The organism is Ruegeria sp. CH5 (assembly GCF_056537025.1).
Map to the genome: position 1 here is coordinate 41,812 of NZ_JBQFQT010000003.1, position 16,391 is coordinate 58,202.

Sequence of the window (16,391 nt, forward strand, 5' to 3'; positions counted from 1 at the left end):
TGTCAGGAGGGCGAAGTGAGCGCCAGAAAAGGAAAACCTCGCGGATTGGGGCGCGGCTTGTCCGCCTTGATGGCGGATGTATCACAGGATCCTGAAGGCCGGGTCACAGCTGAACCACGTCGGCCAGACATGAAGGTTCCGATCGAGAAGCTGCGGGCAAACCCGAATCAGCCGCGCCGCACATTTTCACAGGATCAACTGGACGAGCTTGCTGCCTCGGTCAAAGAGAAAGGGATCATCCAGCCCCTGATCGTTCGCCCGGTCGGCGGCGGCGAATATGAAATCGTCGCGGGTGAGCGCCGCTGGCGCGCCGCGCAGATGGCACAGTTGCACGACATTCCGGTCGTCGTGCGCGAATTTGACGACACCGAAGTACTTGAAGTCGCCATCATCGAGAATATCCAGCGCGCTGATCTAAACGCAGTGGAGGAGGCCGCTGGCTACAAGCAGTTGATGGATCGGTTCGGTCACACCCAGGAAAAGCTGGCCGAAGCCCTGGGTAAGAGCCGCAGTCACATTGCCAATCTTCTGAGGCTGCTGTCCCTGCCAAGTGACGTTCAAGCCCTTGTTATTGAAGGCAAACTCTCAGCCGGACACGCGCGCGCCCTTATCACGGCGGATAACCCGTCCGAACTGGCGAAAATTGTCGTGAAAGACGGCTTGTCAGTCCGCGCGACCGAGGCGCTGGTCAAGAAGCAGCAACAGGGCGACAAAGATCGTCCCGCACCGCGGTCGCGTGACCTGAATGCAGGCAAGGACGCGGACACGCGGGCCTTGGAAAAAGACCTTTCCGCGATTCTGGCGATGAAGGTGGTCATCAACCACAAGCCCGGAACCGAGACCGGGCAGGTCGTGCTGACCTATGAAAACCTGGATCAACTGGATGATCTCTGCGCCAAGCTCAGCCGTTAGGGCGTGACCAGATAAAGATCATCACCGCGCCCAAGGTCACGGCCTGAATAATCAGGACATGGCTGGGCACAGAGACCAGAACCGACAAACCAAAGACGGCGGCAACCGATAGGGTGGCCGCCTTTTTTGCGGCTGGCCGGATCGCGCCCGAGGTTTGCCAATCAAGGATCAACGGGCCGAAGGTTCGGTGAGACATCAGCCAGTCGTGCAGCCGGGAAGAAGAGCGCGCGAAACAGAAGGCGGCCAACAGTAGGAACGGAACGGTGGGCAGCAGGGGCAGGGCAACACCGATCATGGCCAACGCGACGCAGAGCAATCCCAATGTGGCCCACAAATAGTGCATGACTAATCCAGCAACTCACGGATCACCGCATTGAGAACCGCGCGGCCGTCAGCAGTGGCGGAAACGCGGGGGCCGTCTTGGGTGATCATTCCGATGTCTTGCAGATAGTCCAGTTTGGGTTGAGGCAAAGGGTGCCCGGACAGGCGATTGAAGCGGTCCATATCTAGACCTTCAGTTAAGCGAAGACACATCATGAGGTATTCATTCGCTTGTTCTTCGGCGGTCAGCGGGGTCCGCAGCTTTTCGCCATTTCCTTGCGTGGCAGCATTCAGCCATGCGTTCGGTGCCAAACGGGTTTCGGTTGCGATCCGTTGGCCGTTCACCGTGATCCGCCCATGGGCGCCCGGTCCGATGCCAACATAATCGCCATAGCGCCAATAGATCAGGTTGTGCCGCGACTCGGCCCCGGGGACGGCGTGGTTCGACACCTCGTAGGCGGGCATGCCGTGGGCTTCGCAGATCTCTTGCGTGGCCAGATACATGTCGGCGGCGCTGTCGTCCTCGGGCAGGCCGCGCAGCTTGCCGACAGAATAGCGGTCGCCGAAGGCCGTGCCGGTCTCGATGGTCAACTGGTACAGCGACAGATGGTCGATCGCCATCGACAGCGCCTCGGTCAGCTCGGCGCGCCAGGCCTCAAGCGTCTGGTACTGGCGGGCATAGATCAGGTCAAAGCTGACCCGGTCGAAACAGGTGCGGGCAATGTCGAAGGCGGCGCGCGCCTCGGCCACGGTGTGGATTCGGCCCAGCCGCCGCAGATCTTCGTCATTCATCGCCTGAATGCCCATCGAGATCCGGTTCACACCGGCATCGCGATAAGCGGCGAACCGTCCGGCCTCAACCGAGCCGGGATTGGCCTCGAGTGTGATTTCCATGTCGTTGGCGGGCCGCCAAAGGCTGCGGGCGGTGTCGATCACGGCGGCGACGGTTTCGGGCGCCATCAGCGATGGGGTGCCGCCGCCGAAGAAGATCGTGTTCAGAACCCGGTCAGGGGCTTCGGCGGCCGAGCGCTTCAGCTCGGACAGATAGGAGTCAAGCCATTGTTTTTGATCAATATTTCTGGAAACATGGCTGTTGAAATCGCAATAGGGGCACTTGGCCTCGCAAAAGGGCCAATGCACGTACAGGCCAAAGCCCCCGTTGCGCCAATCATCCGCCAAAGCAGCCTTTCACGAACAGTTCCACCGCGCGACCACGATGGCTGATCTTGTTCTTTTCCCAGCGATCCATCTCGGCAAAGGTAATATCGAATCCTTCAGGGACGAACATCGGATCATAGCCGAACCCGTTCTTGCCACGGATCGGCCAGACCAGATGACCGGGTGCGACGCCCTCGAACGCCTCGTCATGGCCGTCGGGCCAGGCCAGCACCAGCGTGCAGCGGAACTGGGCAGTGCGAGGATGCGGAGCGTTGCGCGCCTCAAGCTCGGTGTGGGCGCGGGCCATGGCCATCATGAAATCGCGGCCATTTCCAGTTTCGGCCCAGTCGGCGGTGTACACGCCCGGCGCACCGTCCAGCGCATCGATGGTGATGCCGGAATCGTCGGATAGGGCGGGCAGGCCGGTGGCCTGTGCGGCGGCGTGGGCCTTGATGCGCGCGTTGCCGACGAACGTGTCCTCGGTCTCTTCGGGTTCGGGTAGGTTCATCTCGGCCGCGCCCACGACGGTCACGCCAAAGGGCTCGAGCAGATGGGCCATCTCCTCGAGCTTGCCTTTGTTGTGCGTGGCTACCAGCAGCCGATCACCTTCGAACCGGCGGGTCATGCGGCTGCGGCCTTTTGCGCGGCCACCAGCTCGGACACGCCTTTTTCGGCCAGTTCCATCAGCTGATCCATCTGCGCGCGGCTGAAGACCGAACCTTCGGCGCTCATCTGCACCTCGATCAGTTTGCCCGAGCCGGTCATGATGAAGTTGCCGTCAACGCCGGCCTCGCTGTCTTCGGGATAGTCCAAGTCCAGAACGGGCTGGCCGGCATAGATGCCGCAGGATACGGCGGCGACCGGATCGACCAGCGGGTCCGAGATCACGTCACCGGCCTTCATCAGCTTGTTCACCGCCAGCCGCAGCGCGACCCAGCCGCCGGTGATCGAGGCGCAGCGGGTGCCGCCATCGGCCTGCAGCACGTCACAATCCACGGTGATTTGGCGTTCGCCCAAGGCGACGCGGTCGACCCCGGCGCGCAGGGCGCGGCCGATCAGGCGCTGGATCTCGACGGTCCGGCCACCCTGTTTGCCACTGGCGGCCTCACGCCGCATCCGGGTGTTTGTCGCGCGGGGCAGCATGCCGTATTCGGCGGTGACCCAGCCCAGGCCCGACCCCTTGATAAAAGGCGGCACGCGATCCTCGATCGTGGCGGTGCACAGAACATGGGTGTCGCCGATCTTGATCAGGCAGGAACCTTCGGCATGTTTGGTAAACCCGGTCTCGATTGAAACCGGGCGCATTTCGCTTAAATCTCGTCCAGAGGGTCGCATGAGATATCCTTTGTCTGCTGGCTTGGGGATAACGCCCGGCATGGCAGCGATGCAACCCCGATTGACCTTTCTGTTGGCAGCTATTTAATGACCACCCAGCAAGGGAACCACCGATGAGTGAAGCGAGCAAAATTCTGGACGAGTTGAACGACCGGTCGCGGGAAGTGTTTCGCCTGATCGTCGAAAGCTATCTGGAAAGCGGCGAGCCTGTCGGCAGCCGCACCCTCAGCCGGTCGCTCAGTGAAAAAGTCAGCGCGGCAACGGTTCGCAATGTCATGCAGGATCTCGAGTTTCTGGGCCTTTTGGGCAGTCCGCATGTCAGCGCCGGCCGGGTGCCCACACAGGTTGGGCTGCGCATGTTCGTCGACGGTCTGCTGGAAGTTGGCGACCTGGGCGAGGACGACCGCAAGAAGCTGGATGAGACGCTGGGCAGCAATTCCGGTGATGTCAGCGGTATGCTGGATCGCGTCGGGGCCGCCTTGTCGAACGTCACGCATGGCGCGTCGCTGGTGCTGACACCCAAGCACGAATCCGAAATCAAGCATATCGAGTTCGTTTCCCTGGGCCATGACCGGGCCCTGGTGGTATTGGTTTTCGCAGATGGCCATGTGGAGAACCGGCTGTTCACGCCACCACCGGGTCAGACGCCCAGTTCGATGCGTGAGGCGGCCAATTTCCTGAACGCCCTGATCGAGGGCCGGAAACTGTCCGATGTGCGCCGGATGATCCAGACCGAGATTGCGGCGCGCAGGCAAGAGATCGACGTGCTGGCCCGCGAGCTTGTGGAAAGCGGCCTTGCGGCCTGGGAGGGCGAGGCTTCGGACTCGGCGCGTCTGATCGTGCGTGGTCGGGCGAATCTGCTGGGCGACACCGGTCAGGAAGAGGAGCTGGAGCGAATCCGGGTCCTGTTTGACGATCTGGAACGCAAGCGTGACATAGCCGAATTCCTCGAATTGACCGAGGAAGGCGAAGGCGTGCGCATTTTTATCGGCTCGGAGAACAAACTTTTCTCACTTTCGGGTTCCTCTTTGGTGGTGTCTCCTTATATGAACGCTGATCGAAAGATAATCGGCGCCGTTGGCGTGATCGGGCCGACTCGTCTGAACTATGGGCGGATCGTGCCGATCGTGGACTATACGGCGCAACTGGTTGGGAAACTGATTTCCGATCGGAGCTAGAGGGTAAAAGATGGCAGAGCCGAAGAACGAAGACTTTCTGGACGACATTGCAACTGCCGAGGCGGAAGAACTGGCCGAGGAGATGGCCGAGATCAGCGAAGAAGCGCTGGAACTGGATGCCCTGAAGGCCGAGCGCGACGAGTTGCGCGACAAGTTCATGCGCGCCCTGGCGGATGCGGAAAACGCACGCAAGCGTGGCGACAGGGCCCGCCGTGAGGCCGAACAGTATGGCGGGTCCAAATTGGCGCGCGACATGCTGCCGGTCTACGACAACATGAAACGAGCGCTCGAGGCGGCTACGGACGAGCAGAAAGAGGTTGCGGCCGGCCTGATCGAAGGTGTCGAGCTGACCATGCGCGTGTTGAAGGACGTATTCCAGAAACACGGGATCGAGGTCATCACACCCGAGGTCGGCGACAAGTTCGACCCGAATCTGCACGAAGCCATGTTCGAAGCCCCTGTGCCGGGCACCAAAGCGGGCGAGATCATCCAGGTCTCGGCCGAAGGGTTCATGCTGCATGACCGCCTGCTGCGTCCGGCGCAGGTGGGGGTCAGCTCGACCCCGGCCAGCTGACGGGCCAGTGCTTCACTGACAATTGAATGGGGCGGTCAGGATTTGGCCGCCTCTTTCAGTTTGTAGATCAGGTCCAGCGCTTCGCGCGGGGTCAACTCGTCCGGCAGGATCTGGTCCAGCATGTCGGTGACCGGCGAGGCTTTCGCAGCCGGTGGCGGCGGGGGCGTTGCGGCGGAAAACAGCGGCAGATCATCGATCAGCGCTTTTTGCTTGCCCCCCTCGCGCTCGGTCTTCTCCAACTGGTCCAGAACCACGCGTGCGCGTTCGACGACCGAAGCCGGCAGGCCGGCCAGTTGCGCGACCTGCACACCATAGGACCGGTCGGCTGCGCCCTTGTGGACCTCGTGCAGGAAAATCACCTCGCACTCCCATTCCTTGACCGCGACGGTGGCGTTTTCGACGCCCTCCAGCTTGCCGGCCAGCGCGGTCAGCTCGTGGTAATGGGTGGCGAACAACGCCCGGCAGCGGTTGGCGGCGTGCAGATGTTCCAGCGTGGCCCACGCGATGGACAGGCCGTCATAGGTGGCGGTGCCGCGCCCGATTTCATCGAGGATCACCAGCGCCCGGTCATCGGCCTGGTTGAGGATGGCCGCGGTTTCGACCATCTCGACCATGAAGGTTGACCGGCCCCGCGCCAGATCGTCCGAGGCGCCTACGCGGCTGAACAACTGGCTGACTAGCCCGATATGGGCGCGTTCGGCCGGAACGAAACTGCCCATCTGCGCCAGCAGGGCAATCAGCGCATTCTGGCGCAGGAAGGTCGACTTACCCGCCATGTTGGGGCCGGTCAGCAGCCAGATGGCGGCGCCGTCCTCGGCACCGAGGTCGCAGTCATTGGCGATGAAGGCATCACCGGATTGCTGGCGCAGCGCGTGCTCGACCACCGGGTGGCGGCCCGCGACGATGTCGAAGGCGCGCGAGCTGTCCACCTGAGGGCGGCACCAGTTCTCGCCCCGCGCCAGATCGGCCAGCGCGGTGGTCAGGTCCAGCTCGGCCAGCCCTCGCGCGGCTTGATTGATGCGGGCAGCATGCGCCAGAATCTCGTCAGACAGCCTTTGATAGAGCCGCTTTTCGATCTCAAGCGCCAGGTTGCCGGCGTTCAGGATGCGGGTTTCGATCTCGCTGAGCTCAACCGTAGTGAACCGCACCTGGTTGGCGGTTGTCTGGCGGTGGATATAGGTCTCGCTGAACGGCGGGTTCAGCATCTTTTCGGCATGGGTGGCCGTGGTTTCGATGAAATAGCCCAGCACGTTGTTGTGCTTGATCTTCAACGAGGCGATGCCGGTATGTTCCGCGTATTTCTGCTGAAACCCGGCAATGACCGAGCGGCCTTCGTCGCGCAGGGTGCGGGCCTCGTCCAGCTCGGCGTCGAAACCGGGGGCGATGAAGCCGCCATCGCGCACCAGCAGTGGCGGGTCGGCGACCAGCGCCTGATCCAGCAGGTCGAGCAGATCGTCGAAGCCCACGAGGTTCTGCACCGCGGTCGCCAGCAGCACCGGCAGGTCCTGACCGGCGCAAATCTCGGCAATCGCCTGCGCCTGCGCCAGCCCGTTGCGGATGGCGGCTATGTCGCGCGGGCCACCGCGCTCCAGCGACAGGCGCGACAGGGCGCGGTCCAGATCGGGCGTCTTGCGCAAGGCTTCGCGCAGATCGGCGGCGATCAGGCTGTCCTGCGCGGCAAAATCGACCGCGTCCAGCCGCGCATGGATCACATCCAGGTTGCGCGAGGGGCTGGACAGCCGTTGTTCCAACAGGCGCGCGCCGCCCGGGGTCACGGTCCGATCCACCACCGACAGCAGCGATCCGGCCCGTCCGCCCGACAAAGATCGCGTAAGTTCAAGGTTGCGGCGGGTGGCCGCGTCGATCTGCACGACGCGATCCTCGGATTCTTTCATCGGCGTCTGCAGCAGCGGCAGTTTGCCCTTTTGCGTGATCTCCAGATAGTCGATCAGCGCGCCCATGGCCGAGATCTCGGCCCGGCCAAAGCTGCCGAACGCGTCCAGCGTGCCCACGTGAAACAACCCGCAGATGCGTTTTTCTGCCGCAGTGCTGTCGAAACTGGCCCGCCCGATGGGGGTGAGCGCGATACCCAGGTCCTGGACCGTGTCGCGCAGACCGGCCTCAGTGCCGTCGGCCACGATCAGCTCGGACGGGGCCAGCCGGGCCAGCTCGGGGCTGAGGCGGACCGAGGTCAGCGGCATCACGTGAAACGCCCCGGTCGAGATGTCGGCCCAGGCCAGCGCGGCCTCGTCGCGCACCTCGGCATAGGCGGCCAGAAAATTGTGGCGGCGCGCCTCCAGCAGGGCGTCTTCGGTCAGGGTGCCGGGGGTGACAAGGCGCACGACATCGCGCTTTACCACCGATTTAGAGCCTCTTTTTTTGGCCTCGGCCGGGCTTTCCATCTGTTCGCAGACCGCGACGCGAAAGCCCTTGCGGATCAGCGTCAGCAGATAGCCCTCGGCCGAATGCACCGGCACGCCGCACATGGGGATGTCGTCGCCATTGTGCTTGCCGCGCTTGGTCAGGGCGATGTCCAGCGCCTCGGCGGCGTTCACGGCGTCTTCAAAGAACATCTCGTAGAAATCGCCCATGCGGTAGAACAGCAGGGCGTCTTTGTAGGCCTCTTTGATTTCCAGGTATTGCGCCATCATCGGCGTGACGTTGGACAAGGCTGCTCCCCTCTGGCGTATTCCGGCGCGACCTTACAAATCCCCCAACCGCGACGAAAGGTGAAATCGCATAGTCGTTGAGGCGCGCCCGCGCCTGCGGTATGAGGCGAAAAGCCCCGAAGTCATGGAACCGACCGTCAAAATGCCCAAAGCGAAGATCACCAAAGAAGAGGCGCTGGCCTTTCACCTGGAACCCACCCCCGGAAAGTGGGAGGTGCAGGCCACCGTTCCCATGACCACGCAACGCGATCTGTCGCTGGCCTACAGCCCCGGCGTGGCGGTTCCGTGTGAAGCCATCGCCGAAAACCCCGAGACCGCCTATGACTATACCAACAAGGGCAACCTTGTGGCCGTGATCTCGAACGGGACGGCGGTTCTGGGGCTGGGCAATCTGGGCGCTCTGGGGTCCAAGCCGGTGATGGAGGGCAAATCGGTCCTGTTCAAGCGCTTCGCCGACGTGAACTCGATCGATATCGAACTGGACACCGAGGACCCCGACGAATTCTGTCGCGCGGTCAAGCTGATGGGGCCGACCTTCGGCGGCATCAACCTGGAAGACATCAAGGCGCCCGAGTGCTTCATCATCGAACAGCGCCTGAAGGAAGAGATGGACATCCCCGTCTTTCACGACGACCAGCACGGCACGGCGGTGATCTGTGCGGCGGGGTTGATCAACGCGTTGCACATCTCGGGCAAGAAGATCGAGGACGTGAAGATCGTTCTCAACGGGGCCGGGGCGGCGGGGATTGCCTGTATCGAACTGCTCAAGTCGATGGGCGCCCGCCATGAAAACTGCATCGTCTGCGACACCAAGGGCGTGATCTACCAGGGCCGGACCGAGGGGATGAATCAGTGGAAATCGGCGCATGCGATTTCGACCGAGCTGCGTACGCTGGAAGAGGCCATGAAGGGCGCCGACGTGTTTCTGGGCGTATCCGTCAAGGGCGCGGTCACGCAGGAGATGGTCGCCAGCATGGCCGACAATCCGGTGATCTTCGCCATGGCCAACCCCGATCCGGAAATCACCCCGGAAGAGGCGCACGAGGTGCGCGTTGACGCGATCGTGGCCACCGGGCGCAGCGACTACCCCAACCAGGTCAACAACGTTCTGGGCTTTCCCTACCTGTTCCGCGGGGCGCTGGACATTCACGCCCGCGCCATCAATGACGAGATGAAGATCGCCTGCGCCCACGCGCTGGCGCGTCTGGCGCGCGAGGACGTGCCCGACGAGGTGGCGCTGGCTTACGGCAAATCGCTGACCTTCGGGCGCGACTACATCATTCCCACGCCGTTTGATCCGCGCCTGATCTATCGCATTCCGCCGGCCGTGGCGAAGGCGGGGATGGACACCGGCGCGGCCCGGCGGCCGATCATTGACATGGAGGCTTATGAGCTAAGCCTCAAGTCGCGTATGGACCCGACCGCCAGCATTCTGCGTGGCCTGAACGCCCGGGCCCGCGCGGCGCAAAGCCGGATGATCTTTGCCGAGGGCGACGATCCGCGGGTTTTGCGCGCGGCGGTGACGTATCAGCGGTCGGGCTTCGGCAAGGCGCTGGTCGTGGGCCGGCCCGACGACGTGAAGACCAAGCTGGAAGCCGCCGGTCTGGGCGACGCGGTGCGCGAATTGGAGGTGGTCAACGCCGCCAACACCACGCATCTCGATGCCTACAAGGACTTTCTGTACCAGCGGTTGCAGCGCAAAGGCTTTGACCGCAAGGACATCCACCGCCTGGCCGCGCGCGACCGGCATGTGTTCTCGGCCCTGATGCTGGCGCATGGGCATGGCGACGGTCTGGTGACCGGGGCCACCCGCAAATCGGCGCATGTGCTGGACCGCATCAGCCATGTGTTCGACGCCGACGCCGCCCATGGTGCCGCCGGGATCACCGCGCTGCTGCACAAGGGCCGGATCGTGCTGATCGGCGACACGCTGGTGCATGAATGGCCCGACGAGAACGATCTGGCGACGATTGCCGAACGCGCCGCCACGGTTGCCCGCCACATGGGGCTGGAGCCTCGGGTGGCCTTCGTCAGCTTCTCGACCTTCGGCTATCCGGTCTCCGAGCGGACCGAAAAGCTGTACAAAGCCCCGCAAGTGCTGGAGGCGCGCGGCGTCGATTTCGAATACGAAGGCGAAATGACCGTCGACGTGGCGCTGAACGCCCACCAGCAAGAGGCCTATCCCTTCTGCCGCCTGACCGGGCCGGCCAACATCCTGATCGTGCCCGCGCGGCACTCGGCCTCGATTTCCACCAAGCTGATGCAGGAGATGGCCGGAGCCACGGTGATCGGCCCGATCCTGACCGGCATCGACAAGCCGATCCAGATCTGTTCGACCGGCTCGACCGCGAATGACATCCTGAACATGGCCATCCTGGCCTCGTGCGACATGGCGTGATCCGATGGCAATCTGGAACCTGGGCTCGATCAATGCCGACATGGTTTATGCGCTGCCGCACCTGCCGGCGCCGGGTGAAACCCTTGCGGCCAGCGGTTTGCAGCGGTTTCTGGGCGGCAAGGGCGCGAACATGTCTGTTGCGGCGGCACGGGCCGGGGCGCATGTGCGCCACATCGGCGCCGTGGGGTCCGACGGGCTGTGGGCGCGCGATCGGTTGACCGAATACGGGGTCGACACGCGGCGCATCGCGCAGGTCGATCAGCCCACGGGCCAGGCGATCATCGCCGTGGATGCGCAGGGCGAAAACCTGATCATCCTGTACCCCGGCGCCAACCACGCGATCGGGGCCGATCAGGTTTCCGCCGCGCTTGCAGACTCTGACACGGGCGATCTTCTGGTTTTCCAGAACGAGACCACCGCACAGGTCGAGGCCGCGAAGCTGGGCCGCGAGCGGGGTCTGACGGTGTGCTATGCAGCAGCCCCATTCAGCGCGCCGGCGGTGCAGGCGGTGCTGCCCTATCTGGATTTCCTGATCCTGAACGAGGTCGAAGCCGCCCAGCTGCAACAGGCCACGGGGCTGGCCCCGGCCGATCTGCCGGTCGAGCATGTCATCGTCACGCTGGGGTCAAAAGGCGCCCGCTATCATCAACGCGGCCAGGCGGCGGCAGAGTTTCCCGCCCACAAGGTCAAGGCCGTGGACACGACCGGGGCCGGGGACACCTTTACCGGATATGTCCTGGCCGGAATGGACCGGGGGATGCCGATGGCGCAGGCCATCACCCAGGCCAACCGGGCCGCTGCGCTGATGGTGATGCGGCCTGGTACGGCAGACGTCATTCCCGATCTGAAAGAGGTGCGCGAGGCCGCGCTGGATTAAGATCCGGCAAACGGCGCGGCGCTGCCCCACAGCTGTTTGACCCGTGCATCGCGGCCGCAGGCCTTCCGATAGGCCTTGTAGGCATTCAGCTGGCGTTTCGGCCCGAACCGGGTGAACACCAGCTTTTTGCCCTTGTAGTAATCCTGATGGTAGGCCTCTGCCGGATAGAACGCCCCAAGCGACAGGACCGGAGTCACGATGGCCTGACCCAGCGCACGCTGCGCATCGGCCTTGCTGCGTTCGGCCAAAGCTTTTTCGCCTGTGTCAGAGACGAAAATCGCGGTGCGATAGCTCTCACCCCGGTCACAGAACTGTCCGCCCGCGTCGGTGGGATCGACCGAGCGGAAAAACAGGTTCAGCAGGGTTTCACGGGAAACGCGGGCCGGGTCGAAGGTGATCTGCACCGCCTCGTAATGGCCGGTGCCGCCACTTGTGACCTGGCTGTAGGTGGGGTTCGGAGTCGTGCCGCCGGTGTAACCCGAAACCGCCTCGATCACGCCGGGCACGGATTCGAAATCGGCCTCGACGCACCAGAAACAGCCGCCCGCCACGGTCAACGTCTCGGTTCCCGCCGCCGGGGCCGGCTGAGCGCGCAGGATCAGCGCCAGCGCAATCAGCGCAAACAGAAGGGTCAGCTTGATCTGATCGAGGCAACGGGTCATGGCGGATCTCCTTTCCGCCTCAGGCTGCCGCGCAACGGGCCGGCTGACAATCGGCTGAAACCGTTTGTCACGCGGTGGTGAGACGAGTTTATCGCCTAGCCCAGCAGCTGCCCCAGCTTCATCGCGACGCCCATGTCGCCCGAGATCTTGAGCTTGCCCATCATCACCCCGGTCATCGGGTTCAGCTTGCCGGTCAGCAGTTTGCCCAGATTGTCGCGCGAGATGCGGATGGTGCAATCGGTTTCGCGGTCCTGGGTTGTGGCCGTGTTGTCGGCCAGAACGATCACGCCATCGGCGCCGCAATCGAATTTCAACGAGCCGTCAAAGCGCTTGTCGACCAGTCCCTTCTGGATTCCCTCGGCGATCTCCTGCAGCATCCCTGCCTCCCTGTTTCGCACTTGCGTTCGGAGTGACAGAGGGCAGGGGCCGGGGCAAGCGTGACCTAACGGGAAACCGCTCAGCCCAGGGCCTGCTGCGTGCGCGGGCAGGGCTGCCCGTCATAGAACGCATCCAGAACCGCCTGAAATTCGGGCGGAGCATCGGGCACGGCGGCGAACAGGGTCATGGATGACCGTAGCTTCTTGGCGTCCACCTTGCCCAGAATCTCCGCTGGGTCCTTGCCCGCGTGGGTCAGCATCAGCCGGGCCACCTCGGTCAGGCGACGGCGCAGTTCGGGGTGGGCCAGATAGGCGGCAGCCTCGTCCAGATCCTCGATCCCGTAGAGCTGCGCCATGTGCGACTGGCCCAACTCGGCCAGTTGCGGAAAGACGAACCACATCCAATGGCTGTTCTTCTGTCCCTGTTCCAGTTCGCGCAGGACATCGGACCAGACCGTGTCCTGCGCTTCGATGAACATTTCCAGTTCATCGTCTAGGCCGTCATCCTCGGTCACTTGGACAACCGCTTGTCGCGCGCCGCCAGCAGCTTGAGCCGCAGTGCGTTTAACTGGATGAAGCCTGCGGCGTCTTTCTGGTCATAGGCACCGGCGTCCTCTTCGAAGGTCACATGCGCCTCGGAATACAGCGAGTGATCCGACCAGCGGCCGACGGTCGAGGCCAGACCCTTGTACAGCTTCACGCGGACGGTGCCGGTGACGTGTTCCTGAGATTTGTCGATGGCGGCCTGCAGCATCTCGCGCTCGGGGCTGTACCAGAAGCCGTTGTAGATCAGCTCGGCATATTGCGGCATCAGCTGGTCCTTCAGGTGCATCGCGCCGCGGTCCATGGTGATGGATTCGATGCCGCGATGCGCCTCCAGCAGGATGGTGCCGCCCGGTGTTTCATAGATGCCGCGCGATTTCATGCCCACGAACCGGCCTTCGACAAGATCCAGACGACCGATGCCGTGCTTGCCGCCGTATTCGTTCAGCTTGGTCAGGATGGTGGCGGGGCTCATCGCCTCGCCATTGATGCTGACCGGGTCGCCTTTTTCAAAGCCGATCTCGATATATTCAGGCTTGTTCGGGGCGTCCTCGGGGTGGACGGTACGCTGATAGACATAGTCGGGCGCCTGAACGGCGGGGTCTTCCAGAACCTTGCCCTCGGACGAGGTGTGCAGGAGGTTCGCGTCGACCGAGAAGGGTGCCTCGCCGCGCTTGTCCTTGGCGATCGGGATCTGGTGCGCCTCGGCAAATTCCAGCAGCTTGGTGCGGCTGGTCAGGTCCCACTCGCGCCAGGGCGCGATCACCTTGATGTCGGGGTTCAGCGCATAGGCCGCCAGTTCGAACCGAACCTGGTCATTGCCCTTGCCGGTGGCGCCGTGGGCCACTGCGTCGGCGCCGGTTTCCTTGGCGATCTCGATCAGGCGCTTGGAAATCAGCGGACGCGCGATGGACGTGCCCAGCAGATACAGCCCTTCGTACTGCGCATTGGCGCGGAACATCGGGAAGACGAAGTCGCGGACGAACTCCTCGCGGATGTCCTCGATATAGATGTTCTCGGGCTTGATCCCCAGCAGCTCGGCCTTCTGTCGGGCGGGCTCAAGCTCTTCGCCCTGACCCAGATCAGCGGTGAAGGTCACCACCTCGCAGCCATACTCGGTCTGCAGCCATTTCAGGATGATCGAGGTATCAAGGCCACCGGAATAGGCCAGAACAACTTTCTTGGGCGCGGACATCTGACTTCCCCTTATGCGTAAGACGATTGGCCCCTAGCGGGTTTTCGACGTGGGGGCAAGAAGCTGTGGATTGACCGGGCGGCGGAATTGCAGTCAAACGGTATCAACCATGGATTGATTAAGGAAATTTCGGAATGCTCGGATGGAATATTTTTGCCCACTCGCTTCGGATGGTTTTTGGCAATCTCAAGCAGGTGGCGCAAATCGTTATCGGTCCGGCCGTAATCGGAACGGTTGCAATCATCGGCCTGTTCATGGTGTCCGGAATTCCACTTGAGGCATTCGATGACAATCCGAACGGGCTTCCGCCGGGGGTGAATCCGGGGGCCCTTGTTCTGTTCGCGTTTCTCCTGTTCGTCGTGATGGTCCTCATCATGGGCTGGATCGCGGTGGCCTGGCACAGATACATTCTTCTGGAAGAATATCCTTCAGGGGTGCTGCCCACCTTTCGGTTCGATCGCATTCTGGCCTATTTCGGACGCGGGCTGACGCTCGGGATCCTGATGGCAATTGCATTCCTGCCGATGGGGATCCTGACAGGCATGCTGGGCGAAGGACTGATCGCCGTTTCGATCATTCTGACCACCGGCTACATGGTTTTCCTGGCTATTTGCTTCTATCGGCTGTCCATCATCCTGCCGGCTGCGGCAATCGGCCAGCCGATCACGCTGACCGAGGCTTGGAACAACACTCCGGGCACCGCAGGAACAATCGTCGTTCTTATCGTCGTCTCGTTCCTGTTTCAGTTTCTGGTTCAGCTGGCGATCGGAGTTTTGTCGATCATTCCGGTACTGGGTGTATTGATCGCCCTGTTTTTCGGGATTCTGATCCTGCCGATGATCAATGTCAGCATCCTGACCACGATGTACGGCGTGTTCATCGAAAAGCGCGAACTGGGCTGATCGCCCGTACACCGATGTATTCCTTGCCCTTGTCGGTCTGATGGGGCAGGGAATGCGGCATGAGGGATTTCATGATCCGCGCCCGCGCCGCCGAACAGGCGATGCGCACCGTGTTTCCTGCAACACCGTTGCAGCGCAATTCCCATCTGTCCGAGAAATATGATGCCGACATCTGGCTGAAACGCGAAGACCTCAGCCCGGTGCGGTCCTACAAGATCCGCGGCGCGTTCAACGCCATGCGCAAGCAGCAGGGTCAGGACCTGTTCGTTTGCGCAAGTGCGGGCAACCACGCGCAGGGCGTGGCCTTTATGTGCAAGCACATGGGGGTCAAAGGCGTGATTTTCATGCCGGTGACGACACCTCAGCAAAAGATCCAGAAGACCCGAATCTTTGGTGGCGACAACGTCGATATCCACCTGACCGGCGACTATTTCGACCACACGCTTGCCGCGGCTCAGGACTGGTGCGCGCAGCAGGGCGGGTATTTCCTGTCGCCCTTCGACGATGACGACGTGATCGAAGGGCAGGCCTCATTGGCCGTCGAAATCGAGGAACAGCTGGGCCGACTGCCCGATCACGTGGTGTTGCCGGTGGGCGGGGGCGGCATGTCCTCGGGCGTGGCAACGTGGTTCGGCGACCGCACCCATTGCCTGTTCGTCGAACCCGCGGGCGGGGCCTGTCTGCGCGCGGCGCTGGCGGCGGGCCATCCGGTGGCGCTGGACAAGGTGGACAATTTCGTCGACGGCGCGGCGGTGGGCCGGATCGGTGACAAGCCGTTCCAGCTGTTGCGCGACCGGCATCTGTCGGACGTGATCGTCCTGCCCGAAGACCGCATCTGCACCACCATGATCGAGATGTTGAACGTGGAAGGCATCGTGCTGGAACCCGCCGGGGCCCTGGCGATCGAGGCGGTGGGCGACGTCCAGAGCTTTGTGCGCGGCAAGACGGTCGTCTGCGTCACCTCGGGCGGGAATTTCGATTTCGAGCGTCTTCCCGAGGTCAAAGAGCGGGCGCAGCGCTACTCGGGCGTCAAGAAGTACTTCATCCTGCGCCTGCCGCAGCGTCCCGGAGCACTGAAGGAATTTCTGAACATCCTCGGCCCCGAAGATGACATCGCCCGGTTTGAATACATGAAGAAATCAGCGCGCAATTTCGGTTCAGTCCTGATCGGGATCGAGACCAGCAAGCCGGACAATTTCCTGCGCCTGTTTGCGCATCTCGACGATGCCGGGTTCGTCTATACCGACATCACCGAGGACGAGACGCTGGCGCAGTTTGTGATCTGACCGA

Annotated in this window: 16 protein-coding genes; 7 read left to right on the forward strand and 9 right to left on the reverse strand. The window is 62.7% G+C overall.

Annotated elements, in window-relative coordinates; translation table 11 throughout:
* Positions 1-15: 15 nt before the first annotated feature.
* Positions 16-912, forward strand: coding sequence for a ParB/RepB/Spo0J family partition protein (locus ACR0JC_RS10545; RefSeq protein WP_170342632.1), 897 nt, complete (start codon positions 16-18; stop codon positions 910-912).
* Here the strand turns inward: ACR0JC_RS10545 and ACR0JC_RS10550 are convergent.
* From ACR0JC_RS10550 to rph, 4 genes are read right to left on the reverse strand one after another with little or no spacing between them, the layout of a single operon-like run.
* Complete coding sequence (locus ACR0JC_RS10550; RefSeq protein WP_170342635.1) at positions 902-1,255, reverse strand: YbaN family protein; 354 nt, start codon at positions 1,253-1,255, stop codon at positions 902-904. The two genes, ACR0JC_RS10545 and ACR0JC_RS10550, sit on opposite strands and share 11 nt — an antisense overlap.
* A 2-nt stretch (positions 1,256-1,257) precedes the next feature.
* Positions 1,258-2,412, reverse strand: a complete 1,155-nt coding sequence (gene hemW / locus ACR0JC_RS10555; RefSeq protein ID WP_170342639.1) for a radical SAM family heme chaperone HemW — start codon at positions 2,410-2,412, stop codon at positions 1,258-1,260.
* Positions 2,402-3,016 (reverse strand): RdgB/HAM1 family non-canonical purine NTP pyrophosphatase, encoded by a 615-nt coding sequence (gene rdgB / locus ACR0JC_RS10560; RefSeq protein ID WP_170342643.1) that lies wholly within the window; start codon positions 3,014-3,016, stop codon positions 2,402-2,404. Before rdgB ends, hemW begins: the two co-directional genes overlap by 11 nt.
* The gene (gene rph / locus ACR0JC_RS10565; protein WP_170342647.1) at positions 3,013-3,726 is read right to left on the reverse strand and encodes a ribonuclease PH; all 714 of its coding nucleotides are present in this window, start codon (positions 3,724-3,726) and stop codon (positions 3,013-3,015) included. Before rph ends, rdgB begins: the two co-directional genes overlap by 4 nt.
* Positions 3,727-3,839: 113 nt before the next feature.
* Here rph and hrcA point away from each other — a divergent pair, with 113 nt between their 5' ends.
* Entirely contained in the window at positions 3,840-4,904 is a 1,065-nt protein-coding gene (gene hrcA / locus ACR0JC_RS10570) for a heat-inducible transcriptional repressor HrcA (RefSeq protein ID WP_170342649.1), read from the forward strand.
* A 10-nt stretch (positions 4,905-4,914) separates the two neighbouring features.
* Positions 4,915-5,478, forward strand: coding sequence for a nucleotide exchange factor GrpE (locus ACR0JC_RS10575; protein WP_093963902.1), 564 nt, complete (start codon positions 4,915-4,917; stop codon positions 5,476-5,478).
* 35 nt (positions 5,479-5,513) lie between these two features.
* Here the strand turns inward: ACR0JC_RS10575 and mutS are convergent, their stop codons facing one another.
* Entirely contained in the window at positions 5,514-8,129 is a 2,616-nt protein-coding gene (gene mutS / locus ACR0JC_RS10580; RefSeq protein WP_170342897.1) for a DNA mismatch repair protein MutS, read from the reverse strand.
* Between the two features lie 160 nt (positions 8,130-8,289).
* On the opposite strand from mutS, the gene ACR0JC_RS10585 reads away from it, so the two are divergent.
* Positions 8,290-10,545, forward strand: coding sequence for an NADP-dependent malic enzyme (locus ACR0JC_RS10585; protein ID WP_170342651.1), 2,256 nt, complete (start codon positions 8,290-8,292; stop codon positions 10,543-10,545).
* Between the two features lie 4 nt (positions 10,546-10,549).
* Positions 10,550-11,422, forward strand: a complete 873-nt coding sequence (locus ACR0JC_RS10590; RefSeq protein WP_170342653.1) for a ribokinase — start codon at positions 10,550-10,552, stop codon at positions 11,420-11,422.
* Here ACR0JC_RS10590 and msrA read toward each other — a convergent pair.
* The 4 genes from msrA to ACR0JC_RS10610 all read right to left on the reverse strand — a co-directional run bounded on the left by msrA (position 11,419) and on the right by ACR0JC_RS10610 (position 14,199).
* Positions 11,419-12,084, reverse strand: coding sequence for a peptide-methionine (S)-S-oxide reductase MsrA (gene msrA / locus ACR0JC_RS10595; protein WP_170342655.1), 666 nt, complete (start codon positions 12,082-12,084; stop codon positions 11,419-11,421). The two genes, ACR0JC_RS10590 and msrA, sit on opposite strands and share 4 nt — an antisense overlap.
* A gap of 95 nt (positions 12,085-12,179) precedes the next feature.
* Positions 12,180-12,461 carry an SCP2 sterol-binding domain-containing protein gene (locus ACR0JC_RS10600; protein ID WP_170342657.1) on the reverse strand — a complete coding sequence of 94 codons (282 nt, stop codon included), beginning with the start codon at positions 12,459-12,461 and terminating at the stop codon, positions 12,180-12,182.
* An 80-nt stretch (positions 12,462-12,541) separates the two neighbouring features.
* Complete coding sequence (locus ACR0JC_RS10605) at positions 12,542-12,940, reverse strand: DUF1810 domain-containing protein (protein ID WP_170342899.1); 399 nt, start codon at positions 12,938-12,940, stop codon at positions 12,542-12,544.
* Positions 12,941-12,972: 32 nt separating this feature from the next.
* Positions 12,973-14,199 (reverse strand): argininosuccinate synthase, encoded by a 1,227-nt coding sequence (locus tag ACR0JC_RS10610; protein WP_170342660.1) that lies wholly within the window; start codon positions 14,197-14,199, stop codon positions 12,973-12,975.
* A 134-nt stretch (positions 14,200-14,333) separates the two neighbouring features.
* Between ACR0JC_RS10610 and ACR0JC_RS10615 the strand changes: the two genes are divergently transcribed.
* Complete coding sequence (locus tag ACR0JC_RS10615) at positions 14,334-15,101, forward strand: hypothetical protein (protein WP_170342661.1); 768 nt, start codon at positions 14,334-14,336, stop codon at positions 15,099-15,101.
* A gap of 59 nt (positions 15,102-15,160) precedes the next feature.
* Entirely contained in the window at positions 15,161-16,387 is a 1,227-nt protein-coding gene (ilvA, locus tag ACR0JC_RS10620) for a threonine ammonia-lyase IlvA (RefSeq protein WP_170342662.1), read from the forward strand.
* Positions 16,388-16,391: the final 4 nt, after the last annotated feature.

Excerpts from the sequence above, each read along its gene's own strand:
- ACR0JC_RS10550 (WP_170342635.1), bottom strand. The coding sequence starts at position 1,255 with ATGCACTATTTGTGGGCCACATTGGGATTGCTCTGCGTCGCGTTGGCC.
- rdgB (WP_170342643.1), bottom strand. The coding sequence starts at position 3,016 with ATGACCCGCCGGTTCGAAGGTGATCGGCTGCTGGTAGCCACGCACAAC.
- rph (WP_170342647.1), bottom strand. The coding sequence starts at position 3,726 with ATGCGACCCTCTGGACGAGATTTAAGCGAAATGCGCCCGGTTTCAATC.
- hrcA (WP_170342649.1), top strand. The coding sequence starts at position 3,840 with ATGAGTGAAGCGAGCAAAATTCTGGACGAGTTGAACGACCGGTCGCGG.
- ACR0JC_RS10575 (WP_093963902.1), top strand. The coding sequence starts at position 4,915 with ATGGCAGAGCCGAAGAACGAAGACTTTCTGGACGACATTGCAACTGCC.
- mutS (WP_170342897.1), bottom strand. The coding sequence starts at position 8,129 with ATGATGGCGCAATACCTGGAAATCAAAGAGGCCTACAAAGACGCCCTG.
- ACR0JC_RS10585 (WP_170342651.1), top strand. The coding sequence starts at position 8,290 with ATGCCCAAAGCGAAGATCACCAAAGAAGAGGCGCTGGCCTTTCACCTG.
- ACR0JC_RS10590 (WP_170342653.1), top strand. The coding sequence starts at position 10,550 with ATGGCAATCTGGAACCTGGGCTCGATCAATGCCGACATGGTTTATGCG.
- msrA (WP_170342655.1), bottom strand. The coding sequence starts at position 12,084 with ATGACCCGTTGCCTCGATCAGATCAAGCTGACCCTTCTGTTTGCGCTG.
- ACR0JC_RS10600 (WP_170342657.1), bottom strand. The coding sequence starts at position 12,461 with ATGCTGCAGGAGATCGCCGAGGGAATCCAGAAGGGACTGGTCGACAAG.
- ACR0JC_RS10605 (WP_170342899.1), bottom strand. The coding sequence starts at position 12,940 with ATGTTCATCGAAGCGCAGGACACGGTCTGGTCCGATGTCCTGCGCGAA.
- ACR0JC_RS10610 (WP_170342660.1), bottom strand. The coding sequence starts at position 14,199 with ATGTCCGCGCCCAAGAAAGTTGTTCTGGCCTATTCCGGTGGCCTTGAT.
- ACR0JC_RS10615 (WP_170342661.1), top strand. The coding sequence starts at position 14,334 with ATGCTCGGATGGAATATTTTTGCCCACTCGCTTCGGATGGTTTTTGGC.
- ilvA (WP_170342662.1), top strand. The coding sequence starts at position 15,161 with ATGAGGGATTTCATGATCCGCGCCCGCGCCGCCGAACAGGCGATGCGC.